Genomic DNA, 19,944 nt, shown 5'->3' with positions numbered 1-19,944 from the left:
GCATTCATAGCATCACCACGCGCGAGACATCCGGCTCGCGCTGGGTGGCGATGAAGCGCTCGAAGGCCAGCGTCTGCATGTTGAAACAGCCGATCCGATCATCGTCCTGGCTCACGAAGGCGAGCGGCCGGCTCGGATGGAAGCTGAGTGCGATCGCGCGTGCCGCCATCGGGATGCGGGCCATCTCCTTCAGGCTCGCCGGATCGACCACCGAGAGGCTGCGCTCGCCGTAGTTGGTGACCAGCAGCCGCCCGTCGCGATGCAGATAGAGCCGCGTCGCATCCTCGCGCGAGGGCGCTTCGCGCAGCACCTTCATCGTCGCGGTGTCGATCGCGGCGAGCGTGTGGCTCCAGCGGTTGGTGACGTAGAGCGTCTTCTCGTCGGCCGACAGCGCATAGCCCTCGGGCTTCTGGCCCGGCGAGCAGGCGAGCGGCGCGACGGTGGCATCGTGCGGCCGCACCCGGGTCACGGTGTGCGAGAGCAGGTTCATCACGTAAGCCGTCTGCCCGTCGCGCGTCAGCGCGAACAGGTGGCTCTTGATGCCGCCGCTCGGCACCGCGCGGGATGGCGCGCTGTCGCGCTCCGGATGGTCGAGCACCACCAGCTGCGCGCGCTCCTCGCTCAGCGCGTAGAGGCGTCCCTGCGCGTCCATCTGCATGCCGTGCAGGCGGTTGAAAGGCGCGATGTCGATGCTGCGCGCGAGCCGGCGCGCGGCCAGGTCGATCTGGAAGATGCGCGTGCCGCCCGCGCCCAGGTGGCCCGAGGTCTCGACGCCGTAGTGCCCGACGTAGGCGTAGCGCGTCGCCGCATCGACCACGAACTCGTGCGGAAACTCGTCGAGCAGGATGCTGTGCAGCCGCTCGCCGCTGTCGATGTCGTAGTAGCTGAAGCAGTGGCTGCATTTCTCCACCAGCAACAGGATCTCGCGTGTCATGGGCGTTGGATTCCTTCGGTACGAAGCGTGATGCGGTAGAGCGAGCTGCTCGCCGCGATGTAGAGCTGGTCGCGCTGCGCGCCGCCGAAGGTGAGATTGCCCACCTTCTCGGGCACGCGGATCTTGCCCAGCAGCGAGCCGTCGGGGTGGTAGACCTGCACGCTGTCGAGGCTGCTGGTGTAGATCCAACCCTGCGCGTCGAGGCGGAAGCCATCGGGCAGGCCGGGCGCGACCTCGGCGAACACGCGCGCGTTGGCGAGCGCGCCGCCGCGCACCTCGAACACCATCAGGCGATGGTGGCCGCTGCCGTCGCTGCGCATCGCGGCCGAGGTGTCGCTGACATAGAGCAACGATTCGTCGGGCGAGAAGGCCAGTCCGTTGGGTTCCTGCGCGGCGTCGGTCATGGCGTCGAGAACACCGCTCGACGGATCGAAGCGGAACACGAAGTTGGCCGGCTGTTCGCGCTCTGCCTTGTGGCCTTCGTGGTTGCTCGCGATGCCGTAGGGCGGATCGGTGAACCAGATCGTGCCGTCGCGCTTCACCACGATGTCATTGGGCGAGTTGAGACGCTTGCCGAGGTAGCGGTCGACCACGATCTCGTCGGGCGTGCCGGCCCGCACGCCGCCAGCCGACACGCGCGTGCGCACGATGGCACGCTGGCCATGCGAGCAGTGCAGCAGGTCGCCGCCGAGATCGCGCGTGTGGCCGTTGGTGAACTCGACGCCGGTGCGCCACACGCTCATGCCGTCGGCTTCGGACCAGCGCAGCATGCGGTCGTTCGGAATGTCGCTCCACAGCACGGCGCCGTCCTCGTGCATCCACACCGGGCCCTCGCTCCATCGCGCGCCGGTGCACAGTTTCTCCAGGCGTGCGCCCGCGACGATGGGCGCCAGGCGAGGGTCGAACACCTCGATGCCGGCAGCCGCTTCCTGCATGGGATGCGTCATGTCCGCTTCTCCAGCGCGCGCGCGGGCGTTCGTCGCGCCGCCGCCGCCGCCTCGGGCGGCCCGATCCAGCCGCCGCTTCGCAGCAGCGATTCGAGCCGGGGCACGGTGGAGACCAGCGCGTCGCGCGCCGTGCGCCGGCCCGTCAACACATCGGGCAAGGCCTGGCCGATGATGTCCTTGCTCATCTCGTCCCATTCGGGAATCAGCGGCCGCCAGTCGGGATTGGCCGCGCGCAGCGCGAAGGGCAGGATGCCCTGCTCGGGATTCCTGATCTTGAAGTCCACATTGGCCAGCGTCGACCAGCGGGCGGTGTTGCCGCCGAGCGTCGCGACCCGCAGGTCGTTGGCCTTGCTCGTGAGCCACTGAAGGAACACCCAGGCGGCCTCGGGATGGCGCGCGTTCTTCGGAATCGCGAGGCCGAAGCCGCCGGTCTGGCCCGACAGACGCGTGCCGCTCGGATGCATCGCGTAGGCCACCTTGTCCGCCACCTTCGAGCGTTTGGGATCCTTGGCCGGACCCATGACGGCCAGCGTGTCGAGATAGAACGCGCACTCGCCGTTCAGGAACGCGGCCTGCATCTCGTCGAAGCCGGCCTTGCCGGCCGGGACCGGGCCGGTCTCGACCAGGCGGGCCAGCGTCTCGGCGGCCCGGATGCCGGGCTCCTCGTGCAGCACCGGCCTGAAGCCGGCGTCGAACACCTGGCCGCCGAAGGGCGACAGGTGCAGCAGCCAGGCATGCGTGATCTGGTGGCCGGCCTGCGAGCGCGAGGCGACGCCGGCGATCTTTTCCTTGTCGCGGATGAGCTCGCAGGCGCGCAGCAGCTCGTCGTAGGTGGAAGGCACCTGCAGCTTCCGCCGCTCGAGGATGTCGCGCCGGAAACCGAGCACGCTGGTTTCCGCGCCGTAGGGCAAGCCGTACAGCCGCGCGCCCGGTCCGGGCAAATACATCTTCGGGCCGCCGACCCGGCCGATGGCCTGCACGTACGCGGGGATCAGGTCCTTGAAATCGTAGTCGGCCATCGCCAGCCGCGGATCGTCCAGCATGTCGTCGAGCGGGCGCAGCAGACCCTGCTTGACGTACTCGGTCTTCCACGCGATCAGGTAGGTGACGACGTCGTAGTCGCCCTCGGGCTTGCGCATGGCGGCCAGCTGCCGCGCCTTCATGTCGAGGTAGGGCGCGCGGTCGCGCTCGATCCGGATGCCGGTGGCCCGCGTGAAGTCGCCGAAGAGCTGCTCGGCCGCGTCGTAGTGCGGGTGCGGGCCGGGATAGCTCACGCACAGCGTCTGCCCGCGCAGCTTGTCCCACACGCCCTGTGCGCGCGCCGCGGGCATCGACCCGATGGCGCCGTACGCGGCAGCGGCCTGGATCAGCGCCCTGCGGCGCAAGGTGGCGGGCGGGTTCGGCATGTCGTCATCCCTTGACTGCACCGGCCGTGAGCCCGGTGATGATTTGCCGCGCAGCGACGAAGGTGAAGATCAGCGGCGGAATCGCGATCAGGCTGCCCATCGCCATGACCTTGCCCCAGTCCACACCGAGATCGGTGATGAAAAGCGAGGCCGCCACCGGCAGCGTGCGGGTGTGGCGGTCGGTCAGCACCAGCGCCAGGATGAATTCGTTCCACGCGATGCGGAAGGTGAAGATCGAGGCCGCCGCCAGCCCCGGCGCCATCAGCGGCAGCAGCACCTTGACGAACACCTTGACCGGGCCGCAACCGTCGATGGCCGCGGCCTCTTCCAGCTCGATCGGCACCTGCAGCACGAAGCCGTAGAGCAGCCAGATGGTGAAGGGCAGGTTCACCGCCACGTACAGCAGCACCAGCCCCCACAGGCTGTTGACGAGGTGCCACCGGCTCCAGATCATGAAGACCGGGATCGCCAGCACCGCCAGCGGCACGGTGCGCAGCAGCAGTGTGGTGCAGGCCACCGCGCGCCGGCCCGGAAAGCGAAAGCGCGCCAGGCCATAGGCCGCCATGCAGCCGAGCACCAGCGTCACCGCCGTCGAGACGATGCCGACGAACAGGCTGTTCATCAGATAGCTGCTGAACCTGTCTTCCTGCAGCACGGCGCGGTAGTTTTCCAGCGTCGGCGTGAAGATGAAGTCGAGCGGCGCGGCGAAGATCTGCACCTGCTGGCGAAGGCTGGTGGCGAAGATGATTGCAATCGGCGCGACGCACAGCACGGCCAGCGCGATCAGCATGCCGTAGTGCAGCGCGACGATCAGGGGAGGACGTTTCATGATGCCCGTGCCTCAATCGTTCTCGAGCGGGTTCGACAGCCGCAGCGCGCCCCACGACAGCAGCGCCACCACCCCCAGCAGCAGCACCGAGATGGCCGCCGCGGCGCCGAGCTGCTGCCCGACGAAGGCGGTCTTGTAGATGTGCAGCGCGAGGATCTCGGTGGAGTCGCCGGGTCCGCCGAAGGTCAGCACATAGATCACTTCGAGCACGCGGAAGGCGTCGATCAGCCGCATCATCAGGGTGATGGCGATCACGTGCATCACCATCGGCAGCTTGACGCGGAAGGTCATCTGCCACCAGCCCGCGCCGTCGATGCGCGAGGCTTCGATCACCGCGCCGTCGACGTTGGCCAGCGCGGCCACCATCATGATGAAGACGAAGGGCGTCCACTGCCAGATGTCGGCGACGACGATCGCCGCGAAGGCCAGGGTCGGGTCGGCCAGCCAGCCGCGCGCCGCGATGCCGAACAGGCCGAGCACCGCATTGATCAGACCGAACTGCGCATCGAACAGATAGCGCCACGCCAGGCCCACCGCGATCGGCGCGATCATCATCGGCAGGATGAACAGGGTGCGGAAGAAGGCCGTGCCTCGCACCGGCCGCTCCAGCGCCAGTGCGAGCGCGATGCCCAGCACCATCTCGGCGCTCACGCACACCGCCGCGAACAGCAGCGTGGTCCCCATCGACGACCAGACGCGCGGATTGGAGAAGGCCGAGACGAAGCTGTCGAAGCCGACCCAGCGCGCATCGTGCCATGGCGTGCCCATGCGCCAGTCGAAGAAGCCGAGCCGGAAGGCCGACAGCACCGGATAGAGGCAGGCCGCCGCCATGATGAGCACGGCCGGGCCGAGAAAGAGGGCCGGAACCCAGGCAGGCCTGCGCATCAGGCCTCCGGCGACGGCGAACGGGCGTGGGTGCGGCGGCACATGATCGTCAGACCTTGTAGCCGCCTTCGCGCATGATCTGCGTGACCGGCGCGACCAGGTCGTCGAGCGCGCGCTCGGCCGTCTTGCGGCCCGTCAGCGCTTCCGAGATGCCCACGCCCAATGCCTGGACGTTGATCTTGTCCCACATCGGAACGATGGGCCGCCAGTCGGGGTTGGCGTACTTCAGCGCCTCCCTGAAGGTGACGAACTCGGGATACTTCTTCACGAGCTCGGCATCGAGCAGGGTGGAGCTGCGCACCGGCGTGCCGCCGACCCGGGTGCAGGCCTTGTCCTGCGCCCTGGCGGTGAGCCACTGCATCAGCAGGAAGGCGGCGTCGGCGTTCTTCGCGTTCTTCGGAATCGCCAGGCCCAGGCCGCCGGATTGCGACGCGCGGCGCACGCCCATCGGATGCAGTGCCCAGCCCACCTTGCCGACGATCTTCGATTGCGCGGGATCGCTGACCAGGCCCGACATCAAGGTCGAGTCCAGGTACATCGCGGCCTGCCCTTGCAGGAACGCGGTGTTGCTTTCGCCCTGTCCGTACGCCGGAATCCCGGCCGGCCCGGTGGCCACCACCTCCTGCAGGAACTTCAGCGCCTTGATGCCCACCTCGTCGTTGAAGCGCGGCTTCCACTGATCGTCGAAGATGCTGCCGCCGAGCGGGTTCAGGTGCAGCAGCCACGCATGCACGCACTGGTGCCCGGCCTGCCCGCGCGAGGTCAGCGCGCCGATGCCCTCCTTGTCCTTGAGCACCGGCAGCAGTCTGGCGAACTCGTCGTAGTTGGTGGGCGGCTGCAGGTTGTGCCTGGCGAAGATGTCGCGCCGGTAGGCGAGCACCGAAGTCTCGGCGCCATAGGGCAGGCCGTAGAGCCTGGCACCAGGCCCGGCCAGGTAGCCCTTCGGGCCGCCGACCAGGCCGATGTTCTCGAGGTAGATCGGAATGATGTCCTGGATGTCGTAGGCCGGATCGGCCAGCGCGGCATTCTTGAAGAAGGGCTCGAGCGGATGGATGAGGTTCTTCGCGACGTACTCGCCCTTCCACATCACCACATAGGACACCAGGTCATAGTCGCCCTGCGGCTTGGCCATCTCGAGCAGCTGTTTGTCCTTCATGCGGGCCATCGAGAGCTTGTCGATCTCGACCTGGATGCCGGTTTCCCTCGTGAACGCGGGCAGGATCTTGAGCATTGCGTCGTAGTGCGGATGCGCGGGGATGTTGAAGGTCACGGTCTGGCCGGCGTACCTGGCATGGCGGCTTTCCGCGAGCGCGCGGCCGAGCGGCAGGCCGGCACCGATCAGCGTGGCGCCGGTGCCCTTGACGAAGTCTCTTCTTTTCATGGTTCTTTTCCTCTCTCTGTGGTTGGAAAGCGATCAGCGGCGCAGGGAGCGCCCGCTGTCGCTGTCGAAAACATGCAGGTCTTCGCTGTCGAAGCCGAGATCGAGGTCGTGGTGCAGCAGCGCGTGGGCATTGCCCGGCAGCATCGTGGCCACGCGCTGGCCCGAGGGCGTGACCATGTGGCCGACGATCTGGCTTTCGGTGCCCAGGTACTCGACGACATCGACCTTCACGCGCAGGCGCGCGGCGCCGGGGCTGGCATGCAGCGCCTGCGGGCGCAGGCCGAGCGTCAGGCCCTGCTCGGGTCCGGGCGGGCTCGCCGCCAGCCAGGCAGGCGGTTCCCAGGCAAAGCCCTCGCCGCGCAGCAGGCACCGGCCGGCCTCCTCGACGCAGCGGGCCTTGAAGAAGTTCATGGTCGGCGTGCCGATGAAGCCGGCCACGAACAGGCTCGCCGGCCGCGTGAACACCTCCGACGGCGTGCCCACCTGCTGCACGCGGCCCTGGTCGAAGATCACGATGCGCGAGGCCAGCGTCATCGCCTCGACCTGGTCGTGCGTGACGTAGACCGTGGTCTTGCCGAGCCGCTCGTGCAGCAGCGCGAGCTCGGCGCGCATGTGCCCGCGCAGCTTGGCATCGAGGTTCGACAAAGGCTCGTCGAACAGGAAGACGCGGGGCTCGCGCACGATCGCGCGGCCGATCGCCACGCGCTGGCGCTGGCCGCCCGACAGCTCCTTGGGCTTGCGCGCGAGCAGGTGGCCGATGTTCAGCACCTTGGCGGCGGCCGCCACCTTCTCGTCGATCTCGGCCCGCGGACGCCCCGCCAGGCGCAACGCGAAGGACATGTTCGCGCCGACGTCCATGTGCGGATAGAGCGCATAGTTCTGGAACACCATCGCGATGTCGCGCGCCATCGGCGCCGAGCGCGTGACGTCGCGCCCGCCGATCGCGATGCGGCCTTCGCTCACCTCTTCGAGCCCGGCGATCATGCGCAGCGTGGTGCTCTTGCCGCAGCCCGATTCACCGAGCAGCACGACGAACTCGCCGTCCTCGATGACGAGATCCATCTGCTGCACCACCGTCACGTCGCCGAAGCGCTTGACCACGTTGTTGAGTTCCAGCCCGGACATCATGTCTCCCTCAGTAGCGCCGCACGCCCCAACCGATGGGGGCTTGTCGATGACCCGGGTGCGAACGGCCCGGTCCCCAGATCGCCTGGTAGGTGTCGATGCAGCGCCCCTGCCGTTGCAGGCCGATGAATGCGATGCCGAAACCCGACCACCAGCCCGCGAGCACGACCGCCATCCAGCGCGGCGCATCGGCGACGGCCAGTCCCAGAACGATGTTGACCACCGCCAGCACGATCGCCAGCCAGCCCAGCGACTTGTGCAGCCGCTCGAAGCCGATGCGTCGGCGGGTCATGTCGTAGTGGTCGCCGCGCAGCCGGACATCGGTCGGCCCGCCCTTGCTGCCGCGCAGCAGGCCGCTCGCGATCTGCAGCCAGCCTGCGGCGCACAGGCTCCAGCCGAGCCACGCGTGCACGCGCGCGGCGCTGCCGTGGCCGCTGCCGAGTCCCCATGCGAGGCCCAGTCCGACGGTCATGGCCCACACGCCGGCGTACTGCAATGCACGGTGCGCGCGCCACCATGTCTTGTTGTCGAGCTGCCGCGGCCAGTCCTGTCCGGGCAGGATCTTGAAGAAGCGCGCGCCCAATGCGCCGAGCGGCAGCAGGACGCCCCAGCCGAGCACCATCAGCCGCGCATGCCATGCCGTGCGGCTCGCGATGTGATGCGCGCCGGCGCCCGAGAGCGGGGTCAGCAGCCAGTCCCACGGCTGCGCCAGCGCCGCATGCGCGACCACCGGCACAGCCAGCAGACCCATGAGGGCGATGAAGCATGCGGGACGCGCAGTCATGTCTTTCAGCCGGCTTGCACATAGGCCGTCTTGACCACCGTGAAGAACTCCTGCGCATAGCGCCCCTGCTCGCGCGGCCCGTAGCTCGAGCCCTTGCGCCCGCCGAAGGGCACGTGGTAGTCCACCCCCGCCGTGGGCAGGTTCACCATCACCATCCCCGCCTGGCTGTGGCGCTTGAAGTGCGTCGCGTACTTCAGGCTCGTCGTCGCGATGCCCGCCGAGAGGCCGAACTCGGTGTCGAGCTTCAGGCGCTCGCCGCCCGCGGCCAGCGTGGCGCCTTCCTTTCTGCCGATCTCGATGTATTCAAGATCCTGCTGGAGCTGGCTGCCGCTGGAGACCGGACCGATGTCGGTGCCCTGTGCCAAGGCATCGCCGACCTGGATCCTGGCCATGCGGGCCTTCATGGCTTCGATGAGGTTGTCGTGTTGTCGCATATCCATGGTCCTCCCTGGCGCAATGCGCCTTTCGCAACGCAGGAAAAAAAGCCAGATCGGCTCAGGGTCCATTCAAGAAACACCGCGGAACCGGCTCCGCCGGCCCGCCGGTGTTGCCCCCGGCAGGGGGTAGGCGAAGCGACACGAAGTGCGCGCAGCCCGGGGGCGAGTCAATGCATTGCGCGCAGCCTGGGGGCGAGCTTTACCGCAGCACCATCGCATCGAGCCGGCGCGCGGTCTCGATCAGCAGCGCGCGGCTGGCCGGATGCAATTCGGGAAACGGATGCCGCGGCGCCTCGCAGGCGATCACGCCGCCCTCTTTCATCAGCGCCTTGGCGGCGAGCGGCCCGCACTGGCGGTTCTCGAGGTTGATCAAGGGCAGCCAGCGCTCGCAGGCCGCGATGGCTTCGTCGCGCCGACCCGCACGGTAGGCATCGAGGATCGGCCGGATGCCATCCGGAAATCCGCCGCCGGTCATCGCGCCGGTGGCACCGGCTTCGAGATCGGGCAGCAGCGTGATCGCTTCCTCGCCATCCCACGGCCCTTCGATCGCATCGCCGCCCAGGCGGATCAGCTCGCGGATCTTCGAGGCCGCACCGGCCGTCTCGATCTTGAAGTACGCCACATGCTCGATCTCCTTCGCCATGCGTGCGAGGAACGCAGGCGACAACGGCGTGCCGGCGGCCGGTGCGTCCTGGACCATGATCGGAATGCCGATCGCATCGGACAGCCGCGCGTAGAACGCGTGGATCTGCGGCTCGGGCACGCGGAAGGTGGCGCCGTGGTAGGGCGGCATCACCATCACCATGGCCGCGCCCATGGCCTGCGCGCGGCGGCTGCGCTCGGCGCAGACCCGGGTGCTGAAGTGCGTGGTGGTCACGATCACCGGCACGCGGCCGGCCACGTGTTCCAGGATCGTGCGCGTGAGCAGCTCGCGCTCGTCGTCGGCCAGGAGGAACTGCTCGGAGAAGTTGGCCAGGATGCACAGGCCGTCCGAACCCGCATCGATCATGAAGTCGACGCAGCGCTTCTGGCTGGCGAGGTCGAGCTCGCCGCGCTCGGTGAAGGGCGTCGGCACGACGGGAAACAGGCCCTGATGGCGGGCGGCCGAAGGACGGGTCATCACGGTCTCTCGGCTATTCGATGATGTCGAAGTGCTCGAGGTACTCGGTCTTCAGCGTGAGGCCGAGGCCGGGCTTGTCGTCGTCGAGCTGCACGAAGCCGTTCTCGGCCACCGGCTCGCCGTCGAAGATGTAATAGAAGAGTTCGTTGCCCACTTCGACGTCGAACATCGGGAAGTACTCGCTCATCGGCGAGGCCAGCGTGCTCATCGTCAGGTGGTAGTTGTGCATCTGGCCCGCATGCGGAACGACGGGCACCGACCAGGCCTCGCACAGCGCATTGATCTTGTGCGCCGCAGTGATGCCGCCGACGCGATTGGTGTCGTACTGCACCACGCTCACCGCCTTGCGTTCGAGCAGCTGCTTGAAGCCGTAGAGCGAGAACTCGTGCTCGCCGCCGGAGATCGGAATGGTGGTGAGCCGGTTCAGCTCGGCGTAGCCGTCGATGTCGTCGGCGATCACCGGCTCCTCCACCCAGCGCGGCTGGAACTTCTCGAGCTTGGGCAGCATGCGCTTGGCGTATTCGACGTTCCAGCCCATGTAGCACTCGAGCATCAGGTCGTTGTCGTAGCCGATCACTTCGCGCAGCGCTTCGACCGCCTTCAGATTTTCCGAGACGCCCTTCGTGCCGTGCGCCGGGCCGTAGCCGAAGCGCGACTTGAACATCGTGAAGCCTTCGTCGAGGTACTTCTGCGCCTCGGCCTGCATCGCATCGAGGTCGGTGCGGTACAGCTTGGAGTAGTAGCAGGGAATCTTCTCCTTGGTGCGGCCGCCGAGCAGCTTGAACACCGGCTTGCCGACCGACTTGCCCAGGATGTCCCAGATCGCGAGGTCGACCGCCGAGATCGCGGCCATGGTCACGCCCTTGCGGCCCCACGCGTGCGTGGCGCGGTACATGCGCTGCCACAGGTATTCGTAGTCCCACGGATCGTGGCCGATCACCAGCGGCGCCAGGTACTGGTCGATGATGGCCTTGGCAATGCCGGGCGCCAGCGCCACGTTGCCGAGGCCGACGATGCCGTCGTCGGTCTCGATCTCGACCACGGTCCACGCGTGGAAGCGGAAGGTGCTCATGGTCTCGGCCGGCGAGTAGAGCAGGTCCATCGCGTTGGAGCAGAAGTTGCCCTGCGGCGGAACGGTCTTGCCCTTCCACTGGAAGACGCGGGCGCGGACGGATTGGATCTTCATGGTGCGGTCTCGGGTTCTGCGGAAGTTCAGAAGGGCTCGACGAAGTCGAGGCGATGCGCGGCGCCCATGCGGCTCGCGATGCGGAAGGCCTGCCACGTCGCTTCGACGTCGGCCTTGCCCTGGCCGGCGATGTCGTAGGCGGTGCCGTGCGCCGGCGTGGTGATCGGGATCGGCAGGCCGCCCTGCACCGTGACGCCGCGGCGAAAGCCCATCAGCTTGATCGCGATCTGGCCCTGGTCGTGGTACATGGTCACGATCGCCTGGTACTCGCCTGCCTGCGCCTTGAGGAAGATGGTGTCGGCGGGAAAGGGGCCGTGGAAAGGCGACGCGCTCGGCCAGCGGCGGGCCTGCAGTCGCGCCACTGCCGGGACGATGATGTCGATCTCCTCGCGCCCGCACACGCCGCCGTCGCCGGCATGCGGGTTGAAGGCGGCGATCGCGATGCGGGGCTCGGCGACGCCGTTGTCCCGCAGCGAGCGGTAGATCAGCTCGGCCGCCTGCTCGATGCGCTCGATGCTCAGGTAGTTCGCGACATCCTTCAGCGGCACGTGCGAGGAGATGCGCGAGGTCCACAGATCGCCGAGCGTGTTGAACTCGCAGAAGCAGCCGGTCACGCCCAGGTGCTCGGCAAAATGATGCAGTTCGTCCTCGTGCTGCAGGCCGCCGATCTTCATGGCCTGCTTGTTGAGCGGTGCGAAACAGATCGCGTCGATGTCGCCGGCGAGCGTGGCGTCCATGCACTGGTCGAGCACCTGCAGCACCGACCGGCCGCCCGGCGCCTCGGCCTGGCCGCGATGGACCGCTGCGGGATCGATGCTGCGCACTTCGAGGAACGCGGGGCGCGAGGTGTCGGTGCGCGCCCGCACCTCGGCGAGCGTTCGCACCTCATCGGTGGCGACGCGGGCGCCCGCGATGCGCTGTCCGTCTTCCCACAGCCAGCGGTCGCCGACCAGCACGACATTGGCCAGCGCGGTGGTCCCGGGCCGGGCCAGCAGGCGGGCGATCAGCTCGGGGCCGATGCCGGCGGGATCGCCGAGCGTGAGCGCGACAACGGGCAGGGACGTGGGGTTCATGGCGTCAATCGATGTGGATGTTCTTCTTCTGGATCAGCTCGCCGTAGCGCTTGTATTCGGCGGCCTGGAATTCCACGAACTGCGCCTGCGTCATCGGCGTGATCTCGGCGCCGACGGCCGCGAGGCGGGTGTGGGTCTCGGGCATCGCGAGCACCTGGTTGACCGCGTCATGCACCTTGGCCTGCACCGCCTTCGGCGTCGAGGCGGGCATGTAGATGCCGTACCAGGCACTCATCTCGACGCCGGGCACGCCCGCCTCGGCCAGCGTCGGCACCTCGGGCAGTTGCGCATTGCGTTTCGCCGTGGTCACCGCGAGCGCGCGGATCTTGTGGTTCCTGATCTGCCCGATCACTGCCGGCAGTGTGTCGAAGCTCATCTGCACCTGCCCGCCGATCAGGTCGACCAGCGCCGGGCCGCTGCCCTTGTACGGCACCTGCGCGATGTCCACGCCGGCTGCATCCTTGAACATCTCCGCGGCGATGTGCTGGGTGCTGCCCGAACCGCTGCTCGCGTAGTTGAGCTGGCCCGGTTCCTTCTTGGCCAGCTGCACCAGCGCCTTCACCGAAGTGGCCGGCACGTCGTTGTTGACCACCAGCACATTCGGGACGGCGCCGACGAAGGCCACCGGCACCAGGTCGCGGTTGTTGTCGTAGTTGAGCTTGAGCAGGTGCGGCGCGATCGCGTGGGCCGTGACGACGCCCATGACCATCGTGTGCCCGTCGGTGGCCTTGGCCGTCGCGTCGGCCGCCAGGGTGTTGGAGGCGCCGGGCCGGTTCTCGACCACCACCGATTGCTTGAGCAGCGGACCGAGGCGATCGGCCACCGCACGGGCCATGGCATCAGTGCCGCCGCCGGGCGCGGAACCGACCAGGATCCGGATGTTGCGCGTGGGCCAGTCCTGGGCGAGCGCAGGGCCCGCGCAGAGCGCGGAAATCATCGCCGCGGCCGCGATGGCCATTCGTTTTCTCATGCCGTGTCTCCGGGTTGTGGTCGATATCTGTCGAGTGGTGCCATCGTAGGGACGCGATTGATCCCGGTAAACTGAAAGCTATCTATCGATCAATATCCTGAGGTAATCAATCATGGGTTCCATCGACAGGCAGGATTCGACCCCCCGGCTGCTCAACCGGATTCGCATGCGGCAGGTGGCGCTGATGCTGGCGGTGGAGGAACGGCGCACGCTGCGCGCGGCCGCCAATCAACTGGGCCTCACGCAACCGGCCGCCACCAAGATGCTGCATGAGCTCGAGAGCGCGCTGGGCCAGCCGCTGTTCGATCGCGTGGGGCGCGGCCTGCAACTCAATCCCGCGGGCGAGCGCGTGATGGGCTACTTCAGGGGCATCCGCGGCAGCATGGAAGCGCTCAATCGCGAACTGCACGAGTTCGAACTCGGCAGCATCGGCAAGTTCTCGCTCGGCAGCATCATGGCGGCCTCGCCCGGCCGGCTGACCGATGCGCTCGCCGAGCTCAAGGCGGCGCATCCGCTGCTGGCCATCGAGATCGCGGTCGACACCAGCGACAAGCTGCTCGCCCAGTTGCACGAGGGCGTGCTCGAGGTGGTGGTGGGCCGGCCCGTCGGCACCGAGGCGGCGCTGTGCAGCTTCAAGGCCATCGCCGACGAATCACTGGCCGTGGTGGTCGGCAACGCGCATCCGCTGGCCGCACAGTCACGCGTGGCGTTCGCCGATCTGCTGAGCTACCCGTGGATCCTGCAGCCGGCGAACAGCCCGATGCGCGACGTCATCGAGCGCGAGTTCCAGGTGCATCACGCGCCGATGCCGCGCGGCCTGATCGAGACCGGCTCGATCCTCACGACCATCAACCTGATCCGCAAGTCGCACATGATCGGCGTGATTCCGGCCACGGTCGCGCGGCGCGACGCCGAGCATGGCGTGCTCAGCATCGTGCGCTATCCGATCCGGCACAAGCTCTCGACCTACGGCAGCATCGTGCGCAACGACAGGCCGCTGAGCCTGCCGGCGCAGCAGTTCCTCGCGCTGCTGCACAGGAAGCGATGAGTACGGGCGCTCAGCGCACTTCGCAATCCACTGCGTTGGATTTGGCGCTGGCCGATGTCGTTGCCGGACCGGTGCTGGTGCTGAACGCAGGCGGCGGCGTGAACTGGATGCCCGGGTTCTTCGGCACCACGACCGGGGGTTGCTGGATGGAAGCCGTGTAGCCGAACTGCCCTGCGGCGAAGTTCGAGGTACCGGTCGGATTGGTGACGTGGATCAGTCCGTCGAGGACCTGCACGTACAGGCCCGGCGGCAGCGTGAGGCTCGGCGGCTTCGGCGACTGGGCCAGGGCGGCGGCGCCGTGCCATCCGAACAGCAGGACGATGAGCAATTTGTTCATGGCGTTCTCTTGTTTCTTGCGGATCAATGCGCGTTCGGATCGAGGGAGACGACCATGCTGGCACTCCCCTTGAGCACGCCCATGGGCGTCTGGATCACGGTGGCCTCGGTGCTGCGCCGTGCCAGCTTGCCGATGTTGCTGCGCATGGCGCCCTGCGCCAGGCCGAGCTCGACCTTGTCCTGCTGCGGCTTGTCGGCGTCGTAGGCATAGCGCGTGACGACCAATACCGATCCGGGCTGCAGCGTGATGTCGGCATCGTCCTTGAAGACCACGCGGGCGTAGCTGTTGCGTTCGGTGCTCAGCGTATCGCCCTCGCGCACCGGCGAGTTCAGCGCCAGCACGCGGCTCACGCCATCGGCGCCGCGGGACACCAGGGTGCCCCTCAGGTCCTGCACCGAGCCGACGGCCTGTGCGTGGGCGGCCGGGGCCGCGAGCAGCAGGGCCACCAGCGGCAGCAGAAGAATCGGGAATCGTTGTCGTTGATCGAATGGCATCGCGTGCACCTCAGTTGCAGTACATCTTCTTGACGGGCTCGGATTTGCTGGCGACGCCGGTCGCCGCGACTTCCTTGGTGTCCGTCTTGGCGTCGGTCTTGCTGTCGCTGCCGCTGCTGGACGAAGCACCGGAGGACGAGCCGGAGGAAGCGTCCAGGAAAGCCGGCGGCTGGTTGCTCACCGGCGTCGACTGCATCGTCGTCACCGTCTTGATGACTTCGTTGCTGGCTTGCTGGATGGGCTTCACCGGCTCGGACGCGGTCGGCGGCGACAGCACCTGGCACAGCGCCGAATTGGGCGCAATGGTGCAGATGTCCGCGGAGGGCGGCGGCGAGACCGTGGCCGTGGACGGGGGCGGCAGCACCGCCGAGCAACCCGGCAGCGACGGGCTCACCTGGCACGAGGCCAGCGTCGGCAGCACCGCCAGGCAACCCGCGAGCGATGGCGTCGCGGTGCAGGAGGCCAGGGTCGGCAGCACCAGCATGCAGCCTGCGATCGACGGCGTGGCCGTGCAGGCGCCCAGCGAAGGGACCACCGCCGCGGTCACGCGTGCCGCGGCCGTGCCTTGCGCGGGATAGCTCACCGACAGCGAGGCCACGCCGCCGGACCCTGAGGCGGCCGGCGCCACGACCTGGTCGAAAGTCCCGCCGTTGTTGCTGCCGCGCGCGACGATGAAGTCGGCATACGCTGCATTCGCCGGCGCGAAGCCGTTCAACGCATTGATGTTGAGCGTGCCGCCGAGGCGCGCAGACCCGTCCACGTCGAGCAGATCGAACTGGCCGGTTCCCAGGCCACCCAGCTTGACGTCGAGCACGCCGCGGCTGCCCTGCGTGTAGCTGCCCTGCACGGCGAGCATGCCCGTCGTGCCGGCCGTGCCCGGCGCCACCGTGCCGTTGTTGAACAGCGTGGCGCCGTCCGAGCCGCCCATCGCGAGGGTGCCGGTGCCGCTGATGCTGCCGTTGTTGTAGATGCTGGTGCCGCCGGTGCCAAGTTGCCCCCCGCCTTGAAGCACGATGGCGCCGTTGTTCGGATTCGCCTCGCCGAAGTGCGCGTCGAGTGTCGCGCCCTGCCCGATCTGCACCATGCCCTGATTGCTCAGGCTGCCCGAGATCGCGGCGCCCGCGCTGCTCACCGACAAGGTGGCGCCCGACGCCACGTTCACGGCGGCGGCATGGATCGCCGACGTGGCCGCGCCGAGGGAGGTCGTGCCGCTCATGATGTCGATCGTGCCGTTGCCGCTGCCGCCCTCTCCCTCCGACACGTTGAGCACGCCGCCATGCAGGTTCAGGTTCGCATTCAACTGCACCGCGTGGTCGGCGCTGGGGTAGCCGCCCGTGTAGTTGCTGTTGAGGTTGAGCCCGAGCGCGCTGCTGCTGCTGGTGATGGGCGCGTTGATGACGATGTTGTTGCTGGCGTTCAGCGTCAGCGTCGAATCGATGCTGCCGGTCTTGGCGATGGGCGCCGACACGGTGATGTTGCCCAGCGACGGGCCGCTCCAGGGGCCGGTGGTGATGCTCACGTTCGTGCCGAGGTCGAGCTGCGCGGTGAGGGTGTCGGCACCGATGTGCGCGCCCGATTCGTTGGACACGATGGCATTGCTGCTGTCGGAGACGCCGCCGCTGCCCGATGCCACGATCTCGATGTCGAAGGGATCGATGTGCCACTCGCCGCCGCGGCCGACCGTTGGCACGTTGACCACGTCCAGCGAGCCGTGGCCCGAGGTGTCGACGTAGCCGCCCTTGCCTGCGCTGCCCGTGGCGGCGACGCGGCCGTCGATCGAGGCCGCGCCGTCGGCGATGAGTTCGACGCGGCCGCCGGTGGTGCCGCTGGCGCTGATGTCCGAAGCCGCCGATGTCCTGAGGTCACCCGATGCGCGCAGGAAGATGCGGCCGCCTTCGCTCACCGCGCTGTCGGCATCGATGCGGCCGCCGTTGCTGACCAGGCCCGCCGCCAGGCCGATGCGTCCGGCCTCGGCGACGATGCGTCCGAGGTTCTTCGCTTCGCCCTGCGCACCGGTGATCGCGACGGACACGCCCGGCGTGCCGGTGTCCATCAGCTGCACGTTCTGTCCGGCGGCCAGCAGCACTTCGCCGTGCGGCGCATTCAGGGTGCCGGTGTTGGTGACGCTCGGCGCCACCAGGTAGATGCTGCCGCCGCTCGCCGCGCGGATGGTGCCGGCGTTGCGCACTTCGCCGGCCGTGGCGCCGCTCGTGAATGTGAGTCGCCCCGCGAGGAAATCGCTGTCGCTGACATTGAGCGTGCTCGCCACGAAGCGCGCGACGTCGATGCGCGCACCCGCGCCCACCATGATGCCGGCCGGGTTGATGAGCCACAGCGCGCCGTTGGCCTTGATCTGCCCGTAGATCTGCGACGGGTCACCGCCCGTGGTTCGCGCCAGCAGTGCCGCGCTGGCGCTGGGCTGCTGGATGTCGACCAGCGCGCCCGAGCCCACATTGAAGATCTGGAAGTTGACCAGCGCCTGCGGCGTGGTCTGCAGGATGTTGAGCGTCGTGCCGTTGCGGCTGATGGCGGCGGCGCCGGACGTGACGTTCCAGCCCGTCGGCAAGGCGCCCGGCAGGACCTGGGCGTGCAGCGGCAGGCCGATGGCCGTGCACAGCGCGGCGAGGGCGAGCGGAAGGTGGCGGAGCCTGAAGCGCATGGGATGTTCCTTCTTCTTGTCTTCAGTACGACAGCACGGCGCTGAACTGCGCACGCCAGTCGCCGCGCTTTTCGGTCGCCGAGTTGCCGGCATCGAGCACGCGGGCCACATCGAGGCGCAGGCCGAAGTCGCGCGTCCAGACGTAGCGCATGCCGACGCCGGCGCTGGACACATTGACGCTGCGCGGCACCACCGTGCCTTCGGTCCGGTTGTTGTTGCCATGGCCGGCGTCGACGAAAGCCAGCAGCCGCAATTGGCCGGGAATGCCGGCGAGGCCCGCCAGCTCCGGCGTATAGAGCTCGGCATTGACGACCAGCCCGCTGTCGGCGGCCACCGCGCGCTCCTCGAAGCCGCGCACCAGTGCCGCGCCCGTCAGCGAGAACTGTTCGCTGCTCACCAGCGGCGAGTGGCTGTACTGCGCGACGCCCGCCAGGCGCGCCTGCCAGCCGCCGGCGAAGGCCTTCGAGAACGAAGCCGCGCCGTTCACGGCCATGAAGCCGTCCCGCGTGTCGCGGTTGCCGGAAGTGAGGTACGAATAACGATCCGTGCGTCCGTCGATGTTGGTGAAGCTCTTGCCGCTCGGGATGTTGCGCGACACGCCGGCGCTGTAGCTCAGGCTCTGGTCGATGCCGTCGCGTTGCCCGAAGTACGTGAGGCTCAGCGGCGTCGTCTGGTAGGGCACGCACGAAGCGATCGGCGGCGTCGGCCCGTCGATGCTGACCTGCTGGCCGCCGACGCTGCAGCGCGAATCGATGTTCTTGTGGTCGAGGCCGAGCACCAGCTTGGCGAAGCTCTCGCCGTCGCGGCCCAGGAAATGGTTCCAGCGCACGCCGAACACATCGCCCTTGCCGGTGAAGCCGAGCACGCCGCCGAGCGTGGGCGATGCGGCCGGTGCGTTGGTGTTGGACTTGCCGTAGACGAAGTCCAGGCTGTCGCCGATGCCGTAGAACGGAATGCGATAGCCGAACGAGTACAGGTCCATCTGCACGCCGTTCGGTTTGCCGGGCGAGGTCGTGTAGGCCAGCGTGCCGACCTGGTCGCGGTCGAACAGATTGGCATCCTGCAGCGCGACGCCGGCGCGCCAGCGGCCGGTCGCCGGCGTGCCGCTGTTGTCGAGCGTCGCGGTGAGCCGAAGCGGCTGGTAGTCGGTCACCGCCACCTTGGCGTCGATGGTGCCGGGCGCGGCGCCCTCGGCGAGCGTCACGCCGATCTGCTTGGCCGGGTTGTCGTTGGCCAGCTGGATCGATTCCGAGATCGCGCGCAGAACGGGCGCACGGCCCACCTGCAGCGGCGCCACGCTGGCGCGGATGTTGTCGGCGTCGAAGTGCTGGTTGCCGGTGACGGTGACCGAGGCGATCACGCGCTCGGTGACCTGGATGCGGACCACGCCGCCCGTCAGTTCCTGCTCGGGCAGCGAGACCGTGACGGTCGTGTAGCCGGCCTCGCGGTAAGCGTCCTGCAGTGCCTCGACGGCCGATTGAATGTCGCCGTAGGCGCGCCCCGGCCCGGCCAACGCGGCGACGCGCTGGTCGATCTGCGCGGGCGTCAGCAAGGTATTGCCTTCGACCTGGAAGCGCGCAATGTCGAAGCGCACTTCCGGCGTCGCCGCCATGGCTGCTGCGCTTGCAAGCGCCAGGAGAGGGGCAAGGCATCGGGCCAGGAATCGCGTCGTCAAGCTTCCACTCATTTGTTCTTTTCTGCCTTGAGCCAATCGCTGAGGGGCTGAACAAATGACCCGCGGGGCGGGCACCAACAATGTCCAGGGCGGCGCGATGGTAGCTTCCTGCGAGGCCATTGCCGGCCCTGGTGACGATTCGGCCACACCAGGCGGCCCCGCAACAGCGGCTTATTTCACGAACCCTGCGGGCGGACGCGGATCAGAGCCGCGCGATGGCGCGCATTGCAGAGCAGATTCAAGCGATCCCGAAGTTCACCACCGAAGCACAAGAGCGTGCGTACTGGGAAAAACATGGCTCCATGGACCACCTTGACGGGTCGAAGGCCAGGAAGGTCACGCTGCCCAACTTGAAACCCACGACCAAGACAATCTCGCTGCGCTTGCCTCAGCACCTGCTGGATTCGATCAAGGTCTGGCTGCAGGAAAAACTGCACACTCACTGACCCGACGAATCCGGCTCTTTCGCAATAAGCCGCCCATGGCGCGGGAGGGCGCGAAGCGACGGTCTTCTCGCCGACACGCGAACAGTTCGCATGGGCCCGCGAGTTCGTCGCGGCAATGGCGCAGGCAGCGATGGAGGGTCGGGGCGCGATCAAGGATCGGCACGGCGAGATTCTCGGCCATGCCGGCCTCCGAGAAGTTCCGCCGCAT

18 protein-coding genes and 1 pseudogene are annotated in these 19,944 nt (G+C 68.0%); 2 read left to right on the top strand and 17 right to left on the bottom strand.

Annotated elements, in window-relative coordinates:
* Positions 1-4: 4 nt before the first annotated feature.
* From WDLP6_RS32415 to WDLP6_RS32355, 13 genes and pseudogenes are all read right to left on the bottom strand, one after another.
* Complete coding sequence (locus WDLP6_RS32415; RefSeq protein WP_162595387.1) at positions 5-934, bottom strand: YncE family protein; 930 nt, start codon at positions 932-934, stop codon at positions 5-7.
* A complete protein-coding gene (locus tag WDLP6_RS32410; RefSeq protein WP_232077650.1) occupies positions 931-1,881 on the bottom strand; it encodes an SMP-30/gluconolactonase/LRE family protein in 951 nt (316 codons plus the stop codon). The genes WDLP6_RS32415 and WDLP6_RS32410 overlap by 4 nt, the downstream gene beginning before the upstream one ends.
* Positions 1,878-3,287 (bottom strand): ABC transporter substrate-binding protein, encoded by a 1,410-nt coding sequence (locus WDLP6_RS32405; protein WP_232077647.1) that lies wholly within the window; start codon positions 3,285-3,287, stop codon positions 1,878-1,880. The genes WDLP6_RS32410 and WDLP6_RS32405 overlap by 4 nt, the downstream gene beginning before the upstream one ends.
* Before the next feature lie 4 nt (positions 3,288-3,291).
* Positions 3,292-4,116 carry a carbohydrate ABC transporter permease gene (locus WDLP6_RS32400; protein WP_162595386.1) on the bottom strand — a complete coding sequence of 275 codons (825 nt, stop codon included), beginning with the start codon at positions 4,114-4,116 and terminating at the stop codon, positions 3,292-3,294.
* A 12-nt stretch (positions 4,117-4,128) separates the two neighbouring features.
* A complete protein-coding gene (locus tag WDLP6_RS32395) occupies positions 4,129-5,001 on the bottom strand; it encodes a carbohydrate ABC transporter permease (protein WP_162595385.1) in 873 nt (290 codons plus the stop codon).
* A 49-nt stretch (positions 5,002-5,050) separates the two neighbouring features.
* On the bottom strand, positions 5,051-6,382 hold the full coding sequence (locus WDLP6_RS32390; RefSeq protein ID WP_162595384.1) for an extracellular solute-binding protein: 1,332 nt from the start codon (positions 6,380-6,382) through the stop codon (positions 5,051-5,053).
* A gap of 33 nt (positions 6,383-6,415) precedes the next feature.
* Positions 6,416-7,507: an ABC transporter ATP-binding protein gene (locus tag WDLP6_RS32385; protein WP_162595383.1), complete on the bottom strand. Its 1,092-nt coding sequence runs from the start codon at positions 7,505-7,507 to the stop codon at positions 6,416-6,418.
* Between the two features lie 10 nt (positions 7,508-7,517).
* On the bottom strand, positions 7,518-8,291 hold the full coding sequence (locus tag WDLP6_RS32380; protein ID WP_232077645.1) for a cytochrome b561 domain-containing protein: 774 nt from the start codon (positions 8,289-8,291) through the stop codon (positions 7,518-7,520).
* Positions 8,292-8,296: 5 nt separating this feature from the next.
* A pseudogene (locus tag WDLP6_RS32375) lies at positions 8,297-8,716 on the bottom strand (aldehyde dehydrogenase family protein); the annotation flags it as partial.
* Positions 8,717-8,927: 211 nt separating this feature from the next.
* Positions 8,928-9,848, bottom strand: coding sequence for a dihydrodipicolinate synthase family protein (locus WDLP6_RS32370; protein ID WP_162595382.1), 921 nt, complete (start codon positions 9,846-9,848; stop codon positions 8,928-8,930).
* 13 nt (positions 9,849-9,861) lie between these two features.
* The gene (locus tag WDLP6_RS32365) at positions 9,862-11,034 is read right to left on the bottom strand and encodes an L-rhamnonate dehydratase (protein WP_162595381.1); all 1,173 of its coding nucleotides are present in this window, start codon (positions 11,032-11,034) and stop codon (positions 9,862-9,864) included.
* A gap of 26 nt (positions 11,035-11,060) precedes the next feature.
* The gene (locus WDLP6_RS32360; protein WP_162595380.1) at positions 11,061-12,107 is read right to left on the bottom strand and encodes a 4-hydroxythreonine-4-phosphate dehydrogenase PdxA; all 1,047 of its coding nucleotides are present in this window, start codon (positions 12,105-12,107) and stop codon (positions 11,061-11,063) included.
* 4 nt (positions 12,108-12,111) lie between these two features.
* Entirely contained in the window at positions 12,112-13,077 is a 966-nt protein-coding gene (locus WDLP6_RS32355) for a Bug family tripartite tricarboxylate transporter substrate binding protein (protein WP_162595379.1), read from the bottom strand.
* 112 nt (positions 13,078-13,189) lie between these two features.
* Between WDLP6_RS32355 and WDLP6_RS32350 the strand changes: the two genes are divergently transcribed.
* Positions 13,190-14,125 (top strand): LysR family transcriptional regulator, encoded by a 936-nt coding sequence (locus WDLP6_RS32350; protein WP_162595378.1) that lies wholly within the window; start codon positions 13,190-13,192, stop codon positions 14,123-14,125.
* Positions 14,126-14,135: 10 nt separating this feature from the next.
* Here WDLP6_RS32350 and WDLP6_RS32345 read toward each other — a convergent pair whose 3' ends face one another.
* Genes WDLP6_RS32345 through WDLP6_RS32330 form a run of 4 tightly spaced genes read right to left on the bottom strand, consistent with a single transcriptional unit; the run spans position 14,136 to position 19,290 of the window.
* A complete protein-coding gene (locus tag WDLP6_RS32345) occupies positions 14,136-14,462 on the bottom strand; it encodes a hypothetical protein (protein WP_162595377.1) in 327 nt (108 codons plus the stop codon).
* Between the two features lie 23 nt (positions 14,463-14,485).
* Positions 14,486-14,956 (bottom strand): FecR domain-containing protein, encoded by a 471-nt coding sequence (locus WDLP6_RS32340; RefSeq protein WP_162595376.1) that lies wholly within the window; start codon positions 14,954-14,956, stop codon positions 14,486-14,488.
* A gap of 10 nt (positions 14,957-14,966) precedes the next feature.
* Entirely contained in the window at positions 14,967-17,615 is a 2,649-nt protein-coding gene (locus WDLP6_RS32335) for a two-partner secretion domain-containing protein (protein ID WP_162595375.1), read from the bottom strand.
* A gap of 22 nt (positions 17,616-17,637) precedes the next feature.
* Entirely contained in the window at positions 17,638-19,290 is a 1,653-nt protein-coding gene (locus tag WDLP6_RS32330; protein WP_232077643.1) for a ShlB/FhaC/HecB family hemolysin secretion/activation protein, read from the bottom strand.
* 215 nt (positions 19,291-19,505) lie between these two features.
* Here WDLP6_RS32330 and WDLP6_RS32325 point away from each other — a divergent pair, with 215 nt between their 5' ends.
* Complete coding sequence (locus tag WDLP6_RS32325; RefSeq protein ID WP_162595790.1) at positions 19,506-19,736, top strand: CopG family antitoxin; 231 nt, start codon at positions 19,506-19,508, stop codon at positions 19,734-19,736.
* Positions 19,737-19,944 lie beyond the last annotated feature (208 nt).

Origin of the sequence: Variovorax sp. PBL-E5 (assembly GCF_901827185.1) — a bacterium.
Taxonomy (GTDB): Bacteria; Pseudomonadota; Gammaproteobacteria; order Burkholderiales; family Burkholderiaceae_C; genus Variovorax.
This window is presented reverse-complemented; position numbering and strand designations above follow the sequence as displayed.